Below are 20,267 nucleotides of genomic sequence, written 5' to 3' on the forward strand. Positions count from 1 at the left end.
CATGACCGAGACATTTGATTCCAGTGCTTTCCTGTCGACCGTCAGCGGTCGGCCCGGCGTCTATCGCATGTTCGACAGCGAAGCGCGCCTGCTCTATGTCGGCAAAGCGAAAAACCTGAAGAAACGTCTGGCGAGCTACTTTCGCAAGACCGGGCTGGCGCCGAAGACGGCCGCACTGGTCGGCCGTATCGCTCAGGTCGAGACGACCATCACCGCCAACGAAACCGAAGCGTTGTTGCTTGAGCAAACGCTGATCAAGGAGTGGCGCCCGCCGTACAACATCCTGCTGCGCGACGATAAATCCTATCCGTACGTGTTTCTCTCCGACGGGCAGTTTCCGCGACTGAGCATCCATCGCGGGGCAAAAAAGGCCAAGGGCAAGTATTTCGGCCCATATCCGAGTGCCGGTGCCATACGCGAAAGCCTGAGTATCCTGCAAAAAACCTTTTTCGTTCGCCAGTGCGAAGACAGCTATTACAGGAACCGCACCCGTCCGTGCCTGCAATACCAGATCAAACGCTGCAAGGCGCCGTGCGTGGGGTTGGTCGAGCCTGACGTCTACGCCGAAGACGTACGCCACTCGGTGATGTTCCTCGAAGGTCGCAGCCATGCGCTGACCAACGAGCTGTCCACGGCGATGGAAGAGGCAGCGATCAATCTCGAGTTCGAGCGCGCGGCCGAATTGCGTGACCAGATCGGATTGCTGCGCCGGGTACAGGACCAGCAGAGCATGGAAGGCGGCACCGGCGATATCGACGTTATTGCCGCATTCGTCAACCCCGGCGGCGCCTGTGTCCACCTGATCAGCGTGCGCGGCGGGCGAGTGCTGGGCAGCAAGAATTTTTTCCCGCAGGTCGGCATCGAGGAAGACGTTTCCGAAGTCATGGCGGCGTTTCTCGGCCAGTACTACATCAGCAGCCCCGAACGCGATTTGCCGAGCGAACTGATCGTTAACGTGGTTCATGAAGATTTCCCAGCGTTGATCGAAGGGATTCATACCTTGCGCGGCCGCGAATTGGCCATCAGTCACCGGGTGCGCGGTACCCGTGCGCGCTGGCAGCAACTGGCCGTGACCAACGCTGAGCAAGCGTTGGGCGCGCGTCTGGCCAACCGTCAGCACACCGCCGCGCGATTCGACGCGCTGGCCGAAGTGCTGAATCTGGATGAGCCGCCGCAACGTTTGGAATGCTACGACATCAGTCATTCCAGCGGCGAAGCGACGGTTGCCTCCTGCGTGGTGTTCGGGCCGGAAGGTGCGATCAAGTCGGATTACCGCCGCTACAACATCGAAGGCGTCACTGCCGGCGACGATTATGCGGCCATGCACCAGGCGCTGACCCGCCGGTTCAGCAAACTCAAGGACGGCGAGGGCAAGTTGCCGGACATCCTGCTGGTCGACGGTGGCAAGGGCCAATTGTCGATGGCCCGCGATGTGCTCAACGAACTGGCCGTACCGGATCTGATCCTGTTGGGCGTCGCCAAAGGCGCCACGCGCAAGGCCGGTTTCGAAACGTTGTATCTGAATGATGCAGCGCACGAGTTCACCTTGCGCGGCGATTCGCCCGCGTTGCACCTGATTCAGCAGATCCGCGATGAGGCACACCGCTTTGCAATTACGGGGCATCGCGCCCGTCGCGGCAAGACCCGCCGAACCTCGACGCTTGAGGGTGTCGCAGGGGTAGGGCCGACGCGCCGCCGTGACCTGTTGAAACATTTTGGTGGATTGCAGGAGCTGTCTCGTGCAAGCATCGAAGAGATCGCCAAAGCCCCGGGGATCAGTAAAAAGCTCGCTGAGTCGATTTATGCGAACCTGCATAGTGAGTAGAATGCCCCTTCACCTCGTAGCCAGTTGTGCCGATGAATATCCCTAATCTGATTACCGTTCTACGCGTCCTGCTCATCCCGATCTTTATTTTGCTGTTCTATCTGCCCTACGAATGGAGTTACATGGCCTCCGCTTCGGTGTTCGCCTTCGCGGCCGCAACGGACTGGCTCGATGGTTATCTGGCGCGTCGACTGGAGCAAAGCACACCGTTCGGGGCGTTTCTCGATCCGGTCGCCGACAAGCTGATGGTCGCTGTTGCCCTGGTCTTGCTGGTGCAGGAACACGGCAATCTCTGGCTTACGCTGCCCGCAGCAGTCATCATCGGTCGCGAGATCGTGATTTCGGCGCTGCGCGAATGGATGGCCGAACTCGGCGCCCGGGCACAGGTGGCCGTTTCCAATCTCGGCAAATGGAAAACAGCGGCGCAAATGCTCGCGTTGGTGATTCTGCTGGCTCATCCAAAGGCATTGAGCTTCTGGGTCGTGCTCGGTTATACGCTGCTGATCGTCTCGGCAGGGCTGACCCTGTGGTCGATGGTTCAATACCTTCGCGCCGCCTGGCCGCACCTGAAGACTGATGTAGAAAAGAAATAAAAGTTTTTTGAATCAAGGGGTTGACGGGGCTTCTTAATTCTATAGAATGCGCCACACCAAGCGGGAATAGCTCAGTTGGTAGAGCACGACCTTGCCAAGGTCGGGGTCGCGAGTTCGAGTCTCGTTTCCCGCTCCAATTTGTACAGTGTTTGTTGTTGCGCTACTGACAGCAAATACTTTGAGGCCGAGTAGCAAAATGGTTATGCAGTGGATTGCAAATCCACCTACGCCGGTTCGATTCCGACCTCGGCCTCCACTATCAAAAACCCCGTAGATCAATGATCTACGGGGTTTTTTGTTGCTTGTGGAAAAAGTGTGGTGTTCCGCATCGTTTATGGAGGGTCACTCAGTCAGACACGCCCCGGTCTTGATATGGCTGGCACCTTCCACCGTCAGATTCGAGAAAAAGATGCAGCCAATAAGGCGTGCGAATAACGTCAGTGTGTCCGCAAGATCCGGGTTATCAAACAGAACGGCCCTTGAATCCAGAGCACAGAGGGCACCCCAGAGTCTTCCGTCCGGCAGGAAAACAGGCGCGCCTGCGTAGCTTTCAATTGAATACTGCTTCACCACAGGACGTGACGAAAGTCGTCCATCCTTGCTGATTTGTGGAAGGAAGAGGGCTTGAGGATTTCGTCGAAACTCACTGCAAAGGGTGGTTTCCAGATCCAGCGTATCGCCGACATTTATTCCCAATTCAATCGGATCGTACGCCGAACAGACGATCCACTCTGTTTCAGTGAATTTTGCGATTCCGGCAAAGCGTGTACCGGTCAGGCGGGTGACAAGCTGCAGGATATTGGTGGTCGCTTCGATCTCGGCGATCGCCGAGCGCTCCTCTTGGCTTAAAGACGCTTTTAGAACGGTGTCACTCATTTGCATGGAATCAAATCTCCTGATTGCTTGTACATCCCTGAGCTCTGCTCTGGTGACGTTCTGTGAGGCGTGATCGTGGTTGAAGGGGGGCGTGCTGATACCCTTTGATTATTGATTTCGGCGCCAACCTTTAGCGTAGACATCCCGTCCAAACTTGGGTTGCCTGCTCATAATCTCAATCGATGAAACATCTGTCACCCGTGCAGCCAAGGTGATGGTGAGCATCTGAATCTTTTGAGTTTATCGCCACAATTTCCAGTCTGGTTGCTGCGATTTGCCAGTTACCTCGGCCTCTACTTCAAGCAAACTTCGTAGCTCCCTGATTTCTGGGGCTTTTTAATTTTCCGCGGTCAGCGATATTTAGTTCTCAAATCGCGCACTCCAAACTTGCTTCACCGGGACGTGATGTATATATTCCCCGCTCGGCTTTTCAAGCGGTCATCCTGTGAGGATCCAACCGCAAGGCTGAACAGAGCAATACCGCGCTACCGCCCGAATGGCGAAACTGGTAGACGCATGGGACTTAAAATCCCCCGCTCGTAAGGGCGTGCCGGTTCGATTCCGGCTTCGGGCACCATCTTAAATCAAGGGTTTGCAGGCGAAAGCTGATGCAAGCCCTTGTTTGTTTCTGGTCCGCAATTTTGGACTTGGTCCGCAATTCACTTGGTGGGCATGACTTTTTTGCCCTTTCGATTGCGGATGTATTGCTCGGTCATCACCACCGTCGTATGCCCAAGTTGATCTCTGGCTTGCAAGATATCACCACTGGATTCCGCTTTATCGGTACCCGCCTTGGCGCGCAAGTCGCGCATCTGAAACTCCGCTTTCGGCACGCCGGCCGCCTCCCTGGCCAAGTCGAATCTCCTGCGCAACATCGCCACCGTCATCGGTGTGCCGTCCTCCGTAACGATCAGCCGCGTCGAGCGGACCTTGTGTTCTGACTTCCGGGACATGATTCGATCAATCAAAACCTTCAGCTCCCCAGTTATCTCGATCCGACGCTTCGCCTTTGTCTTGCCCTGCAGCACCCAAATCTGCCCGTCGCGCACGTCCCGCTCGTCCATCAGCCGGGTATCGGTCACCCGTTGCCCGGTCAGATAGGCGAGGTCCATTGCGTCCTGTAGGCCCACGTCTGCCTTGTCGTGCACACGCTTGAACAACGCATCTTCGACATACGTGTCCCGCCCGGTTTCCTTGTTGCCCTTGATGCCCGCGCACGGGTTGGCAAGGGAGGTGTAGCCTTTATCCCTGGCGTAATTCCAGATGGCGCTAAGCAGTGCCTTCTCGCGGTTCGCGCGCACCGGCGCGGCCTTGCGCCATGTCAGGTACTGGCGTACGTGCAACGGCTCGATCGTTTCCAGCGGCGCGGGCGGGTCGTCGAAGAAAGCGATCAGATTCTTCAGCTCGCGCTTGTTGTCAGCCTGGGTCGCCGTGCCTTTGGTGGGGACGACGTCGACCATGTATTTTTCGGCGACGTAGCGGAACGTGATGACCTTGGCGACCAGATCGGTTGCGGTGCGATCACGCTCAAGCTTCGCGTACTCCATGATCGCCAAGCCGTAGTCGCTGCCCAGTGGAATTTCTTTTCGGTCTTTGCCGCCCGTGTCGTAGTAGTAGAACACCCGGCCGCTGGCTTTCTTGCGCTCCCGCAGCCTGGCGATCGAGCCGGGTTTACTTGGTCGTCTTCCCATGTCAGCTGGCCTTACGTGATTTCCATACGGGCTTTTCAGATTCAAATGCACCGACGGCGGTGACCGCCATCGCGGTGACGCTCGGCCAGCCGTTCACTTTAATCGTATGGCGGACGCCGTTCTTTTTCAGGTTGAGGATCTGTCCTGCCTTGGTTCGCGCGCCTGTGAGCTCGCAAACCTCCTCATGAGATAGAAACTGGATGGTCATGTGATGCTCCATGCCGCGCGTGGCGGCAGAAGGTGGTGATGGGTTATTCGGCGTCTTCTTCGTCTTCTGGCCAGCCCTTCAGGTCTCGCGCCCAGGTCGTCCACTGCTTGCGTTGCTCGTCGCTCATTTCGTTCCAGCGCCCAGCAACCTCCGACGAAACCACTTCCCCTGACTTGAGATGCACGGTTCCGCAGTTACTACCGAGATCTTCGTCCGCATAACGAACAACGATTTCGTCATCTGGATGGAGCTTCGAAAGCTCTGTCAGAACCGGAATCGGACACGACCAAGCGGTATCGAACGAGAGTTCACCAGCATCCAACTCAATCACCTGGTCGTAGGCGTTCCACTTTGTGCCCCAAACATCTCGGGCGAAATCTAGCGAGTGGAAGTGCCCAGACGATCGCTTGTTGCGCAGCATCTGGATGAACTGTTCGAAGCACTCTTCGCTCAGTTGCAACACGTTGGCCCCGGTGCGGTTACGCCGCTCAAGCCCTGCAATTAAAGGATGATCGTTGAGCGGCTGAGCAGTGATCGCTTCCGCCGCAGTCTCGGCCTGCCCGCTGATGCTGTCCCAAGGGAACGCCCCTCGAAATGGAAGGATGGTGTTGAAATCGATCTTGCCGCTTTCGTTGATCAACGACTTCAGGACGTGCGCTGGCGCGCGCACCTTATTGGTCACATGGTTTGGCATGGCAATAGAATTCCTCGCCCGCCGTACGCCGGCAGGCTGTTGAGTGGTTGGGGTTATTGCTGGATCAGTTCGGCGGGGACCTTCAACGCGGCGCCGCGCTTGGCGAAGACCACGGCGCGGAACACAGCGATGGTTCTGGTTTCGCCGGGCTGGCGGTTGAACGGGTCGCTTGTCGCGTCGGCCAGCCATTGGTGCCGGTGGCCAGCGTCGACCCAGACGCCGTACTTCGTGATCAGTTGCTCGGCGTCGGGCAGGGCGAAGAGATCCAGCTGGCCGGCGGCGGGCTGCTGATCACCCTCGATCGCGTTGATTGCCCAGTCTAGCGCCGGGCCGGCCAGTTCCTCGGTGCGGACGCTGACCAAGCGGCTCATGGCCGACTGCCAATTTCTGCTGCGGCACGCACAATCGAGCGGCGAGTTCCATAATCATCCATCGCTTCGACGATCATCACGCCGTGCGCAGAGTGTTCGGCCACAACCGAGTCGCACTCTTCCATGAAAACGATGCAGATCCCGAGCCTTATAGCCAGCCGAAGAGCCTTGCCGTCGTCTTCGAGCGGGTTCCACCAGTCGCCCCCGCAGGCTCCATTCGGAGCTATTCCGCAGGATTTGGAGTCGGTGAGGTCGTCCCACCACTCTTGCCAAACACCCTTCACACCCGCAGCCCTTGCCGCCAGTTCCAGAAGTTTCTGATCGTTCATCACCGCGGCCCCTTGTAGCAGTACACGTAGGCGAACCAGGCGAGGGCGATCATAGTAAGTGCGCTCCTGCTTCGAGTAGGCCGTCTCGGTCTAAGCGCAGGTTGTCGCGCTCATGCCTGAGTTCGTCGCGCTCCCTGACCAAAGCCTTGATGGCGGTTGAGATGTTCCGGTGGCCGAGGGTGATGGTGATGGCCTGTGCTTCGTCGAACAGTTTGACCTTCAGGTCTCGGTCGTCAGCTGCTCGCGCGGCCAGCTCTTTTTCGTGGATCTTGAGGCAGCGCTTGCAGGTGACGTACCGCCAGTCATTGGTGAGCTGGTCGTCGGTCATGACGCCGTCGGTACCGCAATAGACGTGCTCTGGCGGATCCTGATCAGCCTCGGTGCCGCCGTCCCATGGGTACAGGTGAATCGCTCGTTTGCTCATGGCGTCACTCCACCCCATTCAGGTAGCAAGGTTCCGTGGCTTCAGCCAGCCACTGCCGGAGAGATCCCGCTGGAGTACCGGGTGAATCTTCGTCCTGCCACTGCTGGTCGAGCTCCGAATCGCCAGTCAGAAACACGTCGTAATCGTCGGAGTGCTCGTGCAGCCAATCGCCGTTGTATTCAGCCAATACCGCTAAGGCCTGTTCCGGGTTCTGCGCGGCAACCCAATCCTGATCGCCGACCTGATAGCAGAGCAGCGGGCCATCCTCCGGCTCGAAGGTGTAGCTTTTGGAGTTCATGGCGTTGTCGATGGCCTTGTCCAGCGCGGCGCCGGTCAGCACGTCTTCATGGCTGGCCAGGCCAACGACAATCCATTGTTCTTCCGGGAGCGTTATGGGCGCGCTGGCTTTTGGCTCGCGCAGAAACCGGTACCGATCAGCAAGCGGGAGATCTTCGTCATGACTTCGCTTGAGGCCCTCGACGTTTGCGAGCAGAGTCGACAAGGAGTGATTGCTGCTCAGGCCGAACACGTTGTAGATCCGGGCCAAATCTGGGTGAACTTGAGACATGAGTCGTCCTTGCCGCTATAGCGGCTGACTTTGAAGGGGGAGAGGGAAATTTGCGCTGGTCGACCTTCTGCCTGAGAATCCCGCATCTACTGCGAGAGTTATCAGGATGAAGGTTAGAACCAGCTGGTTGGAGCGGATAATCGTTGGAATATGTGTTGCGATCGCGATATGTGGCGCGTTAGCCGGTTATTTCTATGATCCGCCATGGCTTAATAGGGCCGGCTCGGTGATCATTGTTATCGGGGTGATCGCGGCGTCTGTCAGACTTCAGGAAGTGCTGACCTCTCAAATAAGTCGCTTCCGCGAAATGAGCGATGAAAAGCAGTTGCAAGAGCTTTATGAGGTGCATGAGCGTTTTTTTGGTCGCCCTCTAGACGCCGCGTACAAGAAAGGTTTGGAGTCGCTGGTAAATAAAGGGCTGGAGACAATGTTCGCCAATTACATTGAGCGACGGGTCAAGCGGCTCAAGTCCGTGGAGTTGAGCATCCTCATTGCTGGCACCCTGATAAACGGTTTCGGAGATCTAGTAGTGCTAGGCATGCAGAAGCTGTCGTAGGCCCGATACGGCTCTTGAGGCGAAGCGTTGCGACGTTTTCTAGCTGCTTACTGTGTTGCCTCCATCGATACCAGATCATGGGCATTCACAACCTTCATGCCGAGCTCGCGGGCAATGTGCACTTCGAGCCGGGCGCCTTTCGAGTTCTCCCAGCCGGGCAGCACCGCGACCTGGCCGCAAAGGCCGAGGCGGGTCAGGTCGTAGGCCATGTAGTCCGCCCAGTCCGCACCGTCGACGACGCCGTGCTCTGCCGGGTTCTCTACGACGTAGCCACGGGCGCGCAGCTCGGCGGCCATCTTGTTGAAGGCGGGGAAGTTGAAGTCTTCGAAGCCAGTCATCGGCCCTGCGAGGTACAGGCGTTTGGCGCGGGTAGCAGCGAGCGTTACACCAGGCGCTGCTGGCGCTGGCGACAGCTCGTGCCAGGTGTCGACTTCGAACTCTGAAGGACGCAGGCCAAGGCGCCTGCCATCTGGCAGCACAGCCGCAACCGCGCCGTGGCTGTTGGTCCATACGGGAAAGATTTGCCCTTCACGGCAGATCGGGCCATCACCCCGCAAGAGTGCGGACCCAATTCCCGGCATCGGATCAGCAACGACGGTTGTGAACATCTTCACCGTGCGCGGCACGCGGTCGCCGAACGGGTAGTTTTTACTGCGCTCGTGCAGGGCTGGACAGTCGATAACGTTTTCTATGGGCATGGGGCGTCCTCGATGCTTAGGGTAAACTCAAAAGCATAATTAAAAAGGAGAGAGATTCATGGGAAGATTGCTTGCTCTAATAGGGATTTCGCTTACGGTTCTATATGCCGTCTTCAGTTGGTGGCTAATTGGGGATCGCGTTCACACCTTACTGTCAATGCGCCTCAATGAGGTTGGAGACTTTTTGGCCGGAGCTTTCGGCCCTGTTGCAATCCTCTGGCTTGTCCTTGGATACTTTCAACAGGGTATAGAATTGCGTCAAGGTACCGCTGCTTTGAACTTCCAAGGCGAGGAATTAAGAAACGCCGTCGAGCAGCAGCGCCTGTTGGCAACAGTTTCACTGAAAACGCTTGAGCATGAGCGTGAAGCCCGACTTGAAGAGGCTGTTAGATATCGTCAAAGCCTCCGTCCGATTCTTCATCTGCAGAGTGTGAAAGTTGAATTTGAGGAAGGCTACTGGAAAGTAAGCTGTAGGCTGTTCAATGACGGCGCCCAAATATTCGGTTTAACGCTGGTGCTTCACAAAGGCGCAAATGAGCATCATTTCACAACTTTTAGAACTTTGGATCGAGGCAGTAGTGCTGATTTTAACTGTATGTGGCATAAGGATTCTCCGGGTGATGTAGCTGCTATTGAAGTTATTTATAGCGAGCGCGACGGCGCAGAAGGAAATTGTAGGTTTATCCCTGATTGTGATATCAGCGTAGGAGGTATTGGCTTCGTCCGTGAAGAAAGTTAGTCGCCACAGAAACAATCTATATCTTCTGCGAGATATTCGAAATCAAAGTCGGTCTGCCGGGATCGTTGCTCGGCAGACCAACCCATCGTCTTGTAGTCGGCGCGATCTTGCCGGAACACCTGGCCGAACCGTTCCTCAGTACCTGACCACCAGATCACCCGCGACGGGTCGTCCATGATGGTCTTGATCAGCTTGCGTTCATTCTTCTTCCAGCACAGGTCGCAGTTGCCGAAGTCTGAATTCATTTCCAAGTCGAACGGCTGAACCCTCCAGAACTCGGCAACATCTTCCTTCGTGACTCCGGCGGTGTAGGAGGGGCAAACATTGTCCCAACGTGTGCCGCCGCGATCATTGGCGGCCATCATTCGGTGGTAGCGTTTCGGCTCGTCGTAACGGATGCCGACTACGCAATCCCATTCGGTGTATCCGAGGGCGCGCATGTGCTTCTCGCCGATCTTCACCTTCAGATAAGCGGTGCACATGTTGTTCGAGAAGTTCGGCAGCACCGGTGGCAGGTTTTTCTCCGCCTTGCGGTACGCGGCGTAATACTCGAGCATCATGGTGAAGGGCTCGCCGTTGCGGCTGGCAGTTTCGAAATCCACCAGCCTATACCAGGGCGCATCATCCGGCTGACCGTACACGCGGCACCACTCCATCCAGACGATGTTCACGTTCCAGCGCTTCGCGATCTGGTCGATGAAAACTAGCGTTTCCTCGCGCTCTTTACCGGTGTTCTGAAAGAACAGGTGCACGTCTGGCGGCAGGACTCCGCCATGCGCTTCGAGGATCTTGTAGACCATGTGCCCGCTGGTGCGACCACCGCTGATGCCGATCTGGGCAGGGCCGGTGATCAGGTAGGGGTTCATAATTGCTCCAGACAGCCGATTGCCTCGCCGGCTGGCGTGATTCGTAGAAGTGGGGTATGTATCTGTAATCTCACAATGGCAGGAGGCCGACATGAGGTTGCAGAGCGATGTAGATGCGCTAGCGGCTATCGAAGAGGACGCTAAAGCGATGCTGAAACGGATAGGGCTGCCTGACGATGCAGTGAAGCTGGAGGTGGTCGTGTTCCTTCGGGAGGTGATCGACCTGGCCAGCTACATGGAATCGAAGCATCGGCTGGTTGAAGCGCCGGGGTTCGTCTGAGCTGGGGCATTGCCCGCCGTTGCGTTATTTGGGTTCGGCCCGGCATGGGGCCCAATCAATTACTAAACAGGAGGGACAGCGTGAAGGAGGACCTACTAATACCTCTCATAGGGGCCATTGCTGTTGCTCTGATAGGCGGGGGCATTTCGCTTGCGCTAGCGATCCTCGCAAAAGATCAGAAAACCTCTGAGTTCAGGCAGGCGTGGATCGACGGGCTGAGAGACGATGTGTCAAAGCTGGTCGCACATTTTATGGTTGTGGCAAGCATATCGAAAATAACCAAAAATCTATCTCAGGAGAAAATTTCTGAGTACGTACTCTCCAAAGAAAATGACTTCATTGAGATAGCACTTCTTATCAACCGAATACGATTGAGGATGAACAAGGATGAACATAAAGAATTTTTGAAACTGATTTCGGAAACCGATGGGGTTGGTTCTGATCCTGAGCGTTATGAGGCCCTAATCGAAAGCATTGTGGTCGAGAGTCAGGCAATACTTAAGTCCGAGTGGAGGCGTGTTAAAAGAGGCGAGATTTCCTTTCAAATACTCAAGTGGGGTTCGGCGGTTGTGTTCTTAGCTAGCTGCGCCGTTGGAATTTCTTTTTACTTGGGATATTTCGAAATTATTCGCCTGAACACTAATTAATCGGATCCAGTATCTCATCGTCTGAATAGCGAGAAATCGCGCGGCGTGATTCCAGCTCAAAAATACGCGACACGTTTTCGCTTATCGTGATTTCGTGTCGCGGTGGTGTGAGCAGGGGAAGGGCGCCGCCCGGTCCAAGTCCGTGGAGGTGGTGAATCATCAGCGTGATAGCCTCGCCTTGTTCCTCGATGCCGCTCCAGGCCATCAGCTCAGCAAGTGCTTGGCGAGTGCCGGGCAGGCAGTGCAGCCTGATTTCCTCTTCGCCGCGCTCCTTCCTCTTCGCCGCGGCTTTCGCAGAGCGATCTGCATTGCTCTTGGCCATGGGCTACCTCTTCAATTCCGCTGGCCGGCAAGTCCAGCCAGGTCAGTCGTCTGTGCTGTTGCGCACGGCTGATGGTCGCGTCACGGAGGGACCTGAATTTCATTTTGTACAGTGGATTATCATGTTACGTCCATTTTCGGTTGGCATCCGGTGGTGCTGTCGGACGTATTCGCAGAGCATCTGGGCTGATGAATTTCCACGATCAAGCGCCCCGGCCACTGAGAGACAGCATGGTCATGTCGGGTGATGGCAAATTGCGATTGGAAATGTTGCCAAACGTCACTATCATCGCGTCGCCTATGTCGAGGACGCTGCGTAATGTATATCGCAATTATCGCTCTTATCACCCTACAGATGTTCACTATAATAATCGCAATATATCTATATGGTTTAACAAGAAAAAAGAGGGACGATAATGTTGAGCCTTATAGTCAATTTTCGATAGGCGCTTGTGCGTTAGGTTTTGCGTTAGTAATTTTATTTTTGTTTTATATTTTTGTTGGTGATGAATTTAAAGTATCTGATAATTTGGGCCAGGTTGGAGATTTCGTAGGAGGGCTCACTAATCCAGTTCTTAGTTTTATTGCGCTGATAGTTCTTTTAAGGACTACGTTGATTCAAACTGTTGAGACTCGAAAAACTTCTTCGATAATGCTGGAGCAACAAAGGCTTTTCGAGCAGGAGCGATTCGAGTCAAGCTTTTATAAATTACTTGATAGGTATGAGGTTTCCGCGGAAAAGTATTGGAGGAAAACCCCCGAGGGGGAGGATTATACTCGGGGGATTAACAAAGTATTAGAATTGAAAAAGCAGAGGAGTGAGGTTGACATTCTTCCTGCAAGAAAAAGAATAAAGGAGATTGGTAATGCAGCAAGGAGGCATCTCGGTAATGACAGGGATAAAAAAGCAATTTTAAGGGCTCTTCAGGTTTTTGCTTTTGTGAATGGGTCAAGCCTTTCTCTGAAAAGAAAAAAGTATTATTTTTCCTTGCTTCTTGACTCGATGGAGCCGTGTGAGATTGTTATGTTTATAACGATGGCTTTTATTTCTCCAAAAACTCGAAAGAAGCTAAAAGCTTATTCCCCGGCCGCTACCTTGAAGAGCGAGTTTTTCGTTTCGCAGACAGTTTGCAGCTACTACGGCGGTAGTTAAGACTGCGGGAAGATCTATCATTACCGCTTGAGATCCCGCAGCTCATCAAGCTCCTGCTGCGTACCGCTTTTGAGTAGGTCATCGCATTTATGATCATGCGGCCACCTTGACTAGCTTCACGCCTGCCAGGCTGAACTTGGTGCCCTGGGCTGCGACCATCGCGTCGAGCTTTTCCCAGTCGACGGTCAGCACCGAAATAGGGGCTTGGCCGTAGGCGACAGCTTTGATCAGCTCTTCCAGATCAAACACTTCGGCCTGCAGGTTCGTCGGCGCCGCAGTTGTGGTCGTTGGCTTCGAGGCAGACTGAACGGGCGAGGCTGCTTTTACCGGTGCTGGACTGGCGACTGGTGCAGGCTCAACAGGGGCCTTGGCTTTCGCCTCAGCTTCGATCCGTTGCAGCTCCTGTTGCCGGATCTGCTCGCGCTGCGCCTCAGCTTTCTCCTCCTCGGCTTTCTGGTGCTCAGAGATTCGCACCTTGATCAGCGCGACCAGGTCATCGTTGGCCTTGAGGACGAGTTGCTGAATATCGTTGAACAAGAATGCATGGTCGGGCGCGAGCTCGGCCAAGCTGGTCAAATTCAAGCGAATCGCATCTGCTGACTGGCTCGCGGCGATTTTTGCTCGAGCCAGCTCGGTATCGACAGCATCCTGCAGACTGGCAATGGTGCGTTTGTTCTTCATCACGCCGGCGAAGTCGGAAGCAACCGCTGGCAGCGTTACCCGGCCCAGTGTTTTATTGATGGCCGCGACGTGATCCGCCAGCGCCTGCTCAGCCTTCTGCTTGATGTTGGTCTTCACCAGCAGCTCTTGAGCCTTAACGAGCTTGTCGACCTTCAAGCGCGTCTCGCGAGCATGTGCGCTGATTCGATCAAGAGACGAGAAAAGCTCGTCAATGCTTTGGGTTTGGGAGAGTGCTTGTTTCTTCGCTACCGCAACCGCTTCCTCGACATCGCCGCACCACTTGACCGCCTTCTTGGCATCGGCAAAGTCTTGGTCGGTCTGCAGCGTGGTTTTCACAGAGTCGATGACAGCGAGAGCCGAATCCTCGAACACCTTGAGGTTGCTCGCGGTAACCATGCCGGTCAGTTCGATACGAAGCGCTGGCAGCTCGTCCGGGGCCTTGCCGACGATAATCGACGGAGCCTCTACCATTTCGAAGTTGGCCAGGTCGGCCTCGAACTGTTTCCAGCCTTCGACCAACTGCGCGGCGCGGCCGGCGACAGGTCGGTATTCCATGTGCACGAAGTTTTCGGCGGTGCCGTCGGAGCAAACGAAAATCACGCGCTCGGCGCCGCTCACCAGCAGTTGTTGTTCGAGCTGCCAGTAGTAGTGTGGATCCAGATCGCCGGCCTTCACCTGGGCGACCAACGACTCGTTCCAAAGCTTGTGTTCGAAGAGGGTCTCGCCCAGCATCGTCGCGCCGTCCATGGAGGCGAGCAGATTGCCGTCGGTGCCCACGACTGGATACAGCTCCTCGCCGATCATGACTTCAACCAGCGGCCGGGCAAGCGCTTCAGTTGTATGGCCCTTGTCGAAGATGTACTGCTGCGCCTGAGTGACCTCCGGCGTGATGCCGGTTTTCTTCATGGTGAGCAGGTCGGTGCGGGTTTGGTACTTCGACGCACCCATCATTGCGGGCGCCTCGGAGGCGGTGAAGTGCTGAGCGCGCAATGCGTGCCACTCGGCGGAGCCTTGAGCTACGTTGTGAATTTTCATGCTGCGTCTCCGTCGATGGCTTTGAGGTTCTGGATTTTTTCGATCTGGGCCGGGCTCAGCGTGTATTTGCTGCTGATGGTCGCGATCAGGTGTTCGGGGTTGGTTCGGTTGGCATCAACCAGTGGCTGCCATTTGGCGATGTTCTCTTTCAGGAGATCATCGGAGTAGGGCGGAAGAGCTTCGGGCTCAGGCCCTTGCTGCCGCTGGGGACTCACGTCGCGCGGCGCCTCTTCGAATGTTTTGCCTTCCATTTCGTCGGCCGTTGGCGCTGATCCGACCTCAGGGAATGCCTTGCGCAGCGCTTGAGCCTCAGCGCACTTGGCGAGCTGGGCGAAGGCGCGGCGCTTCCACATGGTGTTTGGGGCAATCGAGTCCTTGCCGGCCGTTGCGTAGTTCTCAAGCCAGCGCTCGTTTGCGGTGAACTCGGCAACGAGGCCGTTCGACATTTGGCGCTTGACGGTTACCCGGCACCACTCTGGATAGGTGACGTCCACGCCGCCCAGCTTTGCGGTAATTGGCGGTCCGTATTCAGGATCGCTGATACCTGCGTACTGCCCAGTGCGCGCGGCCTGGATGCGATAAAGACCAATGCCCGGCATTACCGTGTCCTGCATCTTTTTCGCTTTGGTGTTCCAGATCGGCACGATGTGCACAGGCTTCAGCATTGGGTCCAGATGCGCGGCCTGGCAGTAAGCCAACACCATTACCACCGAGTTCTTTTCTGCGCCTGGGTAGAGGCTGTTGCTCAGCACCTCAACAAGTGCCGCCTCAGACATCGCAGGCAATTGGTCTTCCTGCTTCATTACTGCGCTCACGGGAAATCCTTGCCGCGACATGCGCAGCGATTGAATGCTTGGGTTATTGAGTGATGCGATCGGCGAGGGCGCTGAGCAGCATCAGGAAGGTGTAAATCGAGAGGACTCGAAACGAGCCGCGCCGAATCAGAATGCGGCGTGCACGCTGAAGGCTGGTCATCGGAACACGTTGTAGGTGGTGGAGCGCAGCACCTGGCACACGCCGGACGAGTCGCGAGCCGCACTGTATGCAGCCATAACCACCAGCAGGCCAGCGGCAAGACACCAGAACGTGATTTTCATGGCCGAGCCCTCACAGCGATGCGTCCGCCTTTCATGGTCACCGACAGGCGCTGCGGGAGGCTGTCGACCAGATCCTCGCGCTTGCGGCCGATCACTTCATTGAAGGGCAGGCCGAAGCCGAGAATCGCAATGCGACGCTCGATATCCTCGAGCTGTTCATCGAACAGCGATTTCACGATTGGGGTAGCCATGACGACTCCTTGCGCCTTGCAACAATCTTGTTGAGGCGTCCGCAGTAGTGGTTGAATTCTTCGATGGTGATGCGCTCGTCGGCCATCATTTCAGTCAGGGTTTTCTGAATCATCACCGACCAGCTGACCGGCGTTGCTGGTTCCGCTAAGGTTTCCAGCTCCTCGTCGATGAGGACGTGCGGGCTCAAAACCCGCACTCCTGCTCGACCCGATCGCTTTCGCGCTCTGCATCTCGGTACTCGTTGGCATGCACCGCGACAAGGTCGGCAGCGAGCGACCGAACGATTTGCGCATCACCGCCGACGGCTTCAATGGCCCATGTGTGCAGAATCCCGCCGTCCCCGCGACAGATCAGCTCGATCAAAATCTTTTCGATGTACCGATCGGGATCCGGGTTCGCAGCCATGTGATCCGCCAGCGCCTCCGGCAAGTGGTCAGCGTTGACCAGGACCTTGCTTCTTCCAACCGGATTGGGCGCCTCGACGTGACGCCGGTAAAGCAGATCGTCGACCGACTCGGTCAGCCATTCCTGACCTGCCTTCGTATCGAGGAAGTCGTCTTCCGGGATGAGTTTGCGTAGAGCTGACATGGTCGCCTCCAGAGTGGCGGGTGTTGATCCAACAAAACTCGGATGCACTCGTCCGCTCCGCTGGTTGCCGTTGGGCGCGGAGGGGAGTGCATTCGGGATTGGTCGGTAGTTTGATGACTAGCTGCGCGGACTCATTGCGGTACGACACGCAGAAAAAAGCCCGCGAGAGGGGCGGGCTTCAGTAGGCAGTCTTCAGAGGCAGTCGGACTTGCCTATCTGAAACTCAACTATCGGTGAGCTGGTTGAATCCTTGTACAGGAGGTTAATGGAAAGACCCGTTTTTACGAACTGTCCTAAACCTTTTTCATTGCAGAATGCAGAAACTGCAAGCGCTTTAGCGTCCTTGGTGAACTCATCGGTATCTATTTCTTCCTTTGCTACTTTTGTAAGCGTGTAAGAGATACGCATGACCTCATCGCTGTAGGTCACCGAGTCGATGCGAGTTGAGTCATCAGATGCTTTTCCGGACTGAACACTCATGATTAGCGCGAGACCCTTTAGCTGGCGTTCACGCTCCTGCATTTTCTCTTCAGGAGCAGTCTTCGCATGCCATACCTGTACCAAGATAAAGAGCAAAGTCACTGCCGAGAAAAATATGATTATTCCGCGATTCTGTTTCAACTGGGATTACCGTAGCAAAAGGCCATTACTTATTTGACCATGCCTGCGGGACCATCTCAAGTTGCCCGAGCTGCCGGCTACGTCTCCGGCGCCGAGTTCCACGGCCGTGTTCAGTTCGCCAGCGCTCGATAACAACCGATTCTGGGATTTGATGCAGGTGGGCGGTTATAGGCCGCAGTTTCGTCCGCATCGGGGTGTGATCTGGCCGGGGCTCAACCGGCATTCGGCGGAAGGTTAGCCCTGTAGGCGACCGGTTGGCACTTCCGCTGCCCGAGACTTAGCCTCAGATCACACCCCGATGCGCTCTCATAGAGAGGATCGGGCAGTTAACGACAGGCTGTCGTGGCGCTGGTTGTTCAGTCGTCAAAGCCGTAGGAGAAGTCGCTTTCCTCGCAGTCGATCAGTAGAACGGCTTCACCGAAGTAAAGCGAAGCCAGAATGCGCTCCCATTTCGAGCGGATATTCATTTTGATCGAGACTTTTTTCGCATCGAGTTGGGCGCTATACACCTTCCCGAATTCGACTTTCGGTCTCCAGTGGTCTCCGGTTTCGCGCTCACCTTCAACCATCACATGGAGGTTGTGTTTAAGGGTGTAGTCGCTGCGGCGCTCATTGCTATAGCTGTACCGACTCCCACCTTCTGGCTGCGGATCGAAGTAGATGTGGTAGAACTTGTGAGAATGGCTGTCGTCTTCAGTGATGCGGATTTCCGGGGCGCTCCATCGCTCGTCCGCAGCCTCTTCTTTGTGTTCATCAATGAATGCTTCGAGCAAATCCTTCAGCGAAATCTCACCTGTGAGCAGACCTTCACCGGTCAACACCTCAGTAATGGATGCGTCGGCCTGCTTCATGATTGCCGACTCCATGCCTGCAGCCTCCCAGCGCTCCCGCAAAGCATTGGCGATCAGTGCGTTGTAGCGCTGAAGTTCAAACATGTCGGTGACATTGGCTGGAAAGGCTTCCTTCACGGCCGTTTTTATTGATTCGCCGATGGTGCCGTAAGATCTGAAGGCGTCTTCGACGACGCTTTTGAACATCTTGTCGATGCCCTCATCGATCAGCTCGCGAGGGCGATCAGACAGGGCGTAAGTGCTGACACGTTCGGCCAGCAGTTGCTGAAGCGTTTGTTCGCTCATTTGATGCTCCGTGCTTGATCGGTTGATTTCCCGTCTGGCCCTGTCGCCAAGGCCAGCCAGTGAAATCTGTTTTTCTCCGCACCCGCTTACCAGGTCATTCACTCAGTTCGGTCAACACCTCGTCCGCCGTCGCAGTGGGCTGCGCGTGGGCAGGCTTTCGGGCCTGTCGGATCGCCGGTCGCCGGTAGAGGCTTCACTCAGTTCGGTCAACACCTCGTCCGCCGTCGCAGTGGGCTGCGCGTGGGCAGGCTTTCGGGCCTGTCGGATCGCCGGTCGCCGGTAGAGGCAAGTGCGGTTTTGTTCATCGGTTTACTGACCTCCCACCGATGGAGCCGGGAGTGACCTAACCGGACTGGCCGGGTAGTCGTTCATGGCGCTGGTTGTTAAAGAGCGGCGGGTCTGTTGAGGCCCTTCGCGGTGGGTTTGTGTCACTGCGATGGGCGTAAATTAACCGGCGGTTACCTGTCCGTCAATACCGCCGGTTAATTTAATTTGCGAAAGATTTGGTTATTCTTCGTTAAACTGGATGGATATACAGCTATCAGGAGGGAAATAGATGGCAGCGGCACAAAAACAAAACCGGCACGAAAGCGGTGGCATGTCAGGCCTTGAGCGCCTTCAGTTGCGCGTCTCGTCGATGATCAACCACCCGATCGCACAGATTCAGCGCTGGGTGACGATCCATCGGCTGGACACGGATGGAGAAAGGGAATGGAAGGAGGTGATGGGATTGCTATCCGAGACGGAGTGCATAGACATGACGTTCAACGACGATGAGTCGGTTACGCTCAGGTGGGATCCTCAAGGCGAGGAGGAGAGAGTCGCCGAGGTGGAAAATCTGTTTGAGGTGTCGATGGAGCAGGCGGCCCCGTTCTAAAAGGCAAAAAAAGCCCGCTCATCGGCGGGCTTGGTCATTTTTGCTTAGGCGTAGAGCTGGGTGGGGCGATGCTTTTATCTGGAGCTGGAGCTGGAGCTGGAGCTGGAGCTGGCTGGATAGCGATGGATTTTTTCAGATCTTCAATGCTCGACTGCAGGCTCGCCACCTCTTTACCAGAGTCAAAAAAGCTCTTCGCACCATAGATCATGGTTGCGTTTATTGCTAGAAATCCAAACAAAGAGGCGATTACGATCCCCAAAATATGCTTGGTGGACTCTTTGTTGGAAGCCTTAACCCCCTCAAGATTGGTTGTCAGTTTTGCCTCGAATCCATCAACCTTGGAAGCAACCGAGGCTATCGCTATACCCATAGACTCAAGTTTTGAATCGATGACTCTGTCTCTGTCTTCTAGCCGTCGATTGGTAGCTTCGAATCTTTCTGAGTAGAGCGTATCTCGGGCCTCTTGCTCGCGTCGGTATGCGTCTGCACGCCTGTCTTCAGCACGCTCCATTCTCTCGATACGCTTATCCATCCGGTCTTCGATTTCGGCCAAAGTGGATTTTAGCTCTTCACGCGTTAGGTCTGTCATGACGATAGTATCCGCTGGTTTCTCGTCTTGGTCACCCCGTTTATTCGCCCGCTCGGAAGTCGATGATGCTGATGCAAAATTTGAGTCGGTGTAGCCAGATAGTCTTTTTTTTACGTCTGCGAGAACGATTGGTTGGCCACGAAGCTCAACAGGTCGTGGCTCGCTATGCTCGGTTTTTTTTAGGTCTGCACCGCCAGCTCCCCCGATGAAGTTACTCTTCATGTACTTCATCCGCTGGGTTTTCCTTGACCCAGTTATTTACAATAGATGCAAGTGTGAACACGATAAATCCACAATTAGAGCAATGAATCCCATAGGTAATCCCTGCCAGTTCATAATTTCTAATATCGTGCTCAAACTCGATGACAGGTGATTCGCCATTGAGCCCATCACCAGAAGGCTTGTCTAATGCTAGGCCTGATTCGTTGTGGATAGACCAAGTGTTCGCACCACATTGGCTGCACTTGTAGTCATCGCTGCGTTTCGCGATAAGGAATCTTACAAAATCCTTTGTTTTCGCAACGCTTTCCTCGGCCTCTTCGATTTGCGCGTCTTCAGGAATGTCAGTCATTTTTAATCCATTTATCTCAAGATTCACTGTGTCGGCAGGCT

At 55.4% G+C, this 20,267-nt stretch carries 29 protein-coding genes and 3 tRNA genes; 11 read left to right on the top strand and 21 right to left on the bottom strand.

What is annotated here, in order from left to right; translation table 11 throughout:
• The first annotated feature begins 1 nt into the window (after nt 1).
• The 4 genes from uvrC (at nt 2) to ASG55_RS08150 (ending at nt 2,674) form a co-directional block, all read left to right on the top strand.
• Entirely contained in the window at nt 2–1,825 is a 1,824-nt protein-coding gene (gene uvrC / locus ASG55_RS08135) for an excinuclease ABC subunit UvrC (protein WP_056785282.1), read from the top strand.
• A gap of 32 nt (nt 1,826–1,857) precedes the next feature.
• Nucleotides 1,858–2,418: a CDP-diacylglycerol--glycerol-3-phosphate 3-phosphatidyltransferase gene (gene pgsA / locus ASG55_RS08140; RefSeq protein ID WP_056785283.1), complete on the top strand. Its 561-nt coding sequence runs from the start codon at nt 1,858–1,860 to the stop codon at nt 2,416–2,418.
• 60 nt (nt 2,419–2,478) lie between these two features.
• Nucleotides 2,479–2,554: transfer RNA gene (locus ASG55_RS08145), tRNA-Gly, on the top strand.
• A 46-nt stretch (nt 2,555–2,600) separates the two neighbouring features.
• A tRNA-Cys gene (locus tag ASG55_RS08150) sits at nt 2,601–2,674 on the top strand.
• 86 nt (nt 2,675–2,760) lie between these two features.
• On the opposite strand, the gene ASG55_RS08155 is transcribed toward ASG55_RS08150, so the two are convergent.
• Nucleotides 2,761–3,294 (bottom strand): GAF domain-containing protein, encoded by a 534-nt coding sequence (locus tag ASG55_RS08155; protein WP_164488345.1) that lies wholly within the window; start codon nt 3,292–3,294, stop codon nt 2,761–2,763.
• Between the two features lie 490 nt (nt 3,295–3,784).
• Here ASG55_RS08155 and ASG55_RS08160 point away from each other — a divergent pair.
• A tRNA-Leu gene (locus ASG55_RS08160) sits at nt 3,785–3,871 on the top strand.
• 82 nt (nt 3,872–3,953) lie between these two features.
• Here the strand turns inward: ASG55_RS08160 and ASG55_RS08165 are convergent.
• From ASG55_RS08165 to ASG55_RS08195, 7 genes are read right to left on the bottom strand one after another with little or no spacing between them, the layout of a single operon-like run.
• Nucleotides 3,954–4,985 (bottom strand): site-specific integrase, encoded by a 1,032-nt coding sequence (locus ASG55_RS08165; RefSeq protein WP_056785289.1) that lies wholly within the window; start codon nt 4,983–4,985, stop codon nt 3,954–3,956.
• A gap of 1 nt (nt 4,986) precedes the next feature.
• Nucleotides 4,987–5,193, bottom strand: coding sequence for a DUF4224 domain-containing protein (locus ASG55_RS08170; RefSeq protein ID WP_056785291.1), 207 nt, complete (start codon nt 5,191–5,193; stop codon nt 4,987–4,989).
• 43 nt (nt 5,194–5,236) lie between these two features.
• On the bottom strand, nt 5,237–5,887 hold the full coding sequence (locus ASG55_RS08175; protein WP_056785294.1) for an HMG-box domain-containing protein: 651 nt from the start codon (nt 5,885–5,887) through the stop codon (nt 5,237–5,239).
• 53 nt (nt 5,888–5,940) lie between these two features.
• Nucleotides 5,941–6,258 (bottom strand): hypothetical protein, encoded by a 318-nt coding sequence (locus tag ASG55_RS08180; RefSeq protein WP_056785297.1) that lies wholly within the window; start codon nt 6,256–6,258, stop codon nt 5,941–5,943.
• The gene (locus tag ASG55_RS08185; RefSeq protein ID WP_056785299.1) at nt 6,255–6,587 is read right to left on the bottom strand and encodes a hypothetical protein; all 333 of its coding nucleotides are present in this window, start codon (nt 6,585–6,587) and stop codon (nt 6,255–6,257) included. The genes ASG55_RS08180 and ASG55_RS08185 overlap by 4 nt, the downstream gene beginning before the upstream one ends.
• A 49-nt stretch (nt 6,588–6,636) precedes the next feature.
• On the bottom strand, nt 6,637–7,011 hold the full coding sequence (locus ASG55_RS08190; RefSeq protein WP_156388171.1) for a hypothetical protein: 375 nt from the start codon (nt 7,009–7,011) through the stop codon (nt 6,637–6,639).
• Nucleotides 7,012–7,015: 4 nt separating this feature from the next.
• Nucleotides 7,016–7,579, bottom strand: a complete 564-nt coding sequence (locus tag ASG55_RS08195; RefSeq protein ID WP_056785303.1) for a hypothetical protein — start codon at nt 7,577–7,579, stop codon at nt 7,016–7,018.
• Nucleotides 7,580–7,685: 106 nt separating this feature from the next.
• Between ASG55_RS08195 and ASG55_RS08200 the strand changes: the two genes are divergently transcribed.
• Nucleotides 7,686–8,135, top strand: coding sequence for a hypothetical protein (locus ASG55_RS08200; protein WP_056785306.1), 450 nt, complete (start codon nt 7,686–7,688; stop codon nt 8,133–8,135).
• Nucleotides 8,136–8,182: 47 nt separating this feature from the next.
• Here the strand turns inward: ASG55_RS08200 and ASG55_RS08205 are convergent, their stop codons facing one another.
• Nucleotides 8,183–8,833 (bottom strand): DUF4406 domain-containing protein, encoded by a 651-nt coding sequence (locus ASG55_RS08205; protein WP_056785308.1) that lies wholly within the window; start codon nt 8,831–8,833, stop codon nt 8,183–8,185.
• 58 nt (nt 8,834–8,891) lie between these two features.
• On the opposite strand from ASG55_RS08205, the gene ASG55_RS08210 reads away from it, so the two are divergent.
• Nucleotides 8,892–9,572 (top strand): hypothetical protein, encoded by a 681-nt coding sequence (locus ASG55_RS08210; RefSeq protein WP_056785309.1) that lies wholly within the window; start codon nt 8,892–8,894, stop codon nt 9,570–9,572.
• On the opposite strand, the gene ASG55_RS08215 is transcribed toward ASG55_RS08210, so the two are convergent.
• Nucleotides 9,569–10,438: a hypothetical protein gene (locus tag ASG55_RS08215; protein ID WP_056785312.1), complete on the bottom strand. Its 870-nt coding sequence runs from the start codon at nt 10,436–10,438 to the stop codon at nt 9,569–9,571. The genes ASG55_RS08210 and ASG55_RS08215 overlap by 4 nt on opposite strands.
• Nucleotides 10,439–10,529: 91 nt before the next feature.
• On the opposite strand from ASG55_RS08215, the gene ASG55_RS08220 reads away from it, so the two are divergent.
• Both ASG55_RS08220 and ASG55_RS08225 read left to right on the top strand, forming a co-directional pair.
• Nucleotides 10,530–10,718, top strand: a complete 189-nt coding sequence (locus ASG55_RS08220; protein WP_056785315.1) for a hypothetical protein — start codon at nt 10,530–10,532, stop codon at nt 10,716–10,718.
• 80 nt (nt 10,719–10,798) lie between these two features.
• A complete protein-coding gene (locus ASG55_RS08225) occupies nt 10,799–11,365 on the top strand; it encodes a hypothetical protein (RefSeq protein WP_056785317.1) in 567 nt (188 codons plus the stop codon).
• Here the strand turns inward: ASG55_RS08225 and ASG55_RS08230 are convergent.
• Nucleotides 11,358–11,687, bottom strand: coding sequence for a hypothetical protein (locus ASG55_RS08230; protein ID WP_056785320.1), 330 nt, complete (start codon nt 11,685–11,687; stop codon nt 11,358–11,360). The genes ASG55_RS08225 and ASG55_RS08230 overlap by 8 nt on opposite strands.
• Before the next feature lie 318 nt (nt 11,688–12,005).
• Here ASG55_RS08230 and ASG55_RS08235 point away from each other — a divergent pair, with 318 nt between their 5' ends.
• Nucleotides 12,006–12,839: a hypothetical protein gene (locus tag ASG55_RS08235; RefSeq protein ID WP_056785323.1), complete on the top strand. Its 834-nt coding sequence runs from the start codon at nt 12,006–12,008 to the stop codon at nt 12,837–12,839.
• Nucleotides 12,840–12,932: 93 nt separating this feature from the next.
• Here the strand turns inward: ASG55_RS08235 and ASG55_RS08240 are convergent, their stop codons facing one another.
• From ASG55_RS08240 to ASG55_RS08270, 8 genes are all read right to left on the bottom strand, one after another.
• Entirely contained in the window at nt 12,933–14,555 is a 1,623-nt protein-coding gene (locus tag ASG55_RS08240) for a YqaJ viral recombinase family protein (protein ID WP_056785326.1), read from the bottom strand.
• Entirely contained in the window at nt 14,552–15,358 is an 807-nt protein-coding gene (gene bet, locus ASG55_RS08245; protein ID WP_056785329.1) for a phage recombination protein Bet, read from the bottom strand. Before bet ends, ASG55_RS08240 begins: the two co-directional genes overlap by 4 nt.
• Nucleotides 15,359–15,526: 168 nt before the next feature.
• Nucleotides 15,527–15,652 (bottom strand): hypothetical protein, encoded by a 126-nt coding sequence (locus ASG55_RS27415; RefSeq protein WP_269085000.1) that lies wholly within the window; start codon nt 15,650–15,652, stop codon nt 15,527–15,529.
• Nucleotides 15,649–15,843, bottom strand: coding sequence for a hypothetical protein (locus ASG55_RS08250; RefSeq protein ID WP_056785331.1), 195 nt, complete (start codon nt 15,841–15,843; stop codon nt 15,649–15,651). The genes ASG55_RS27415 and ASG55_RS08250 overlap by 4 nt, the downstream gene beginning before the upstream one ends.
• Complete coding sequence (locus ASG55_RS08255) at nt 15,825–16,031, bottom strand: hypothetical protein (protein ID WP_056785334.1); 207 nt, start codon at nt 16,029–16,031, stop codon at nt 15,825–15,827. The genes ASG55_RS08250 and ASG55_RS08255 overlap by 19 nt, the downstream gene beginning before the upstream one ends.
• Nucleotides 16,028–16,432, bottom strand: a complete 405-nt coding sequence (locus ASG55_RS08260; protein WP_056785336.1) for a hypothetical protein — start codon at nt 16,430–16,432, stop codon at nt 16,028–16,030. Before ASG55_RS08260 ends, ASG55_RS08255 begins: the two co-directional genes overlap by 4 nt.
• A gap of 192 nt (nt 16,433–16,624) precedes the next feature.
• The gene (locus ASG55_RS08265; protein WP_236708160.1) at nt 16,625–17,053 is read right to left on the bottom strand and encodes a hypothetical protein; all 429 of its coding nucleotides are present in this window, start codon (nt 17,051–17,053) and stop codon (nt 16,625–16,627) included.
• Between the two features lie 356 nt (nt 17,054–17,409).
• Nucleotides 17,410–18,189, bottom strand: a complete 780-nt coding sequence (locus tag ASG55_RS08270) for a hypothetical protein (RefSeq protein ID WP_056785339.1) — start codon at nt 18,187–18,189, stop codon at nt 17,410–17,412.
• A gap of 556 nt (nt 18,190–18,745) precedes the next feature.
• On the opposite strand from ASG55_RS08270, the gene ASG55_RS08275 reads away from it, so the two are divergent.
• Nucleotides 18,746–19,066 (top strand): DUF1654 domain-containing protein, encoded by a 321-nt coding sequence (locus ASG55_RS08275; RefSeq protein ID WP_056785342.1) that lies wholly within the window; start codon nt 18,746–18,748, stop codon nt 19,064–19,066.
• Between the two features lie 34 nt (nt 19,067–19,100).
• On the opposite strand, the gene ASG55_RS27160 is transcribed toward ASG55_RS08275, so the two are convergent.
• Both ASG55_RS27160 and ASG55_RS08285 read right to left on the bottom strand, forming a co-directional pair.
• Nucleotides 19,101–19,877 (bottom strand): hypothetical protein, encoded by a 777-nt coding sequence (locus ASG55_RS27160; protein WP_236708161.1) that lies wholly within the window; start codon nt 19,875–19,877, stop codon nt 19,101–19,103.
• Nucleotides 19,867–20,226 (bottom strand): hypothetical protein, encoded by a 360-nt coding sequence (locus ASG55_RS08285; protein WP_056785348.1) that lies wholly within the window; start codon nt 20,224–20,226, stop codon nt 19,867–19,869. The genes ASG55_RS27160 and ASG55_RS08285 overlap by 11 nt, the downstream gene beginning before the upstream one ends.
• Nucleotides 20,227–20,267 lie beyond the last annotated feature (41 nt).

The sequence above is a fragment of the Pseudomonas sp. Leaf434 genome, assembly GCF_001425545.1.
In the GTDB taxonomy this organism is placed as follows: Bacteria; Pseudomonadota; Gammaproteobacteria; order Pseudomonadales; family Pseudomonadaceae; genus Aquipseudomonas; species Aquipseudomonas siliginis.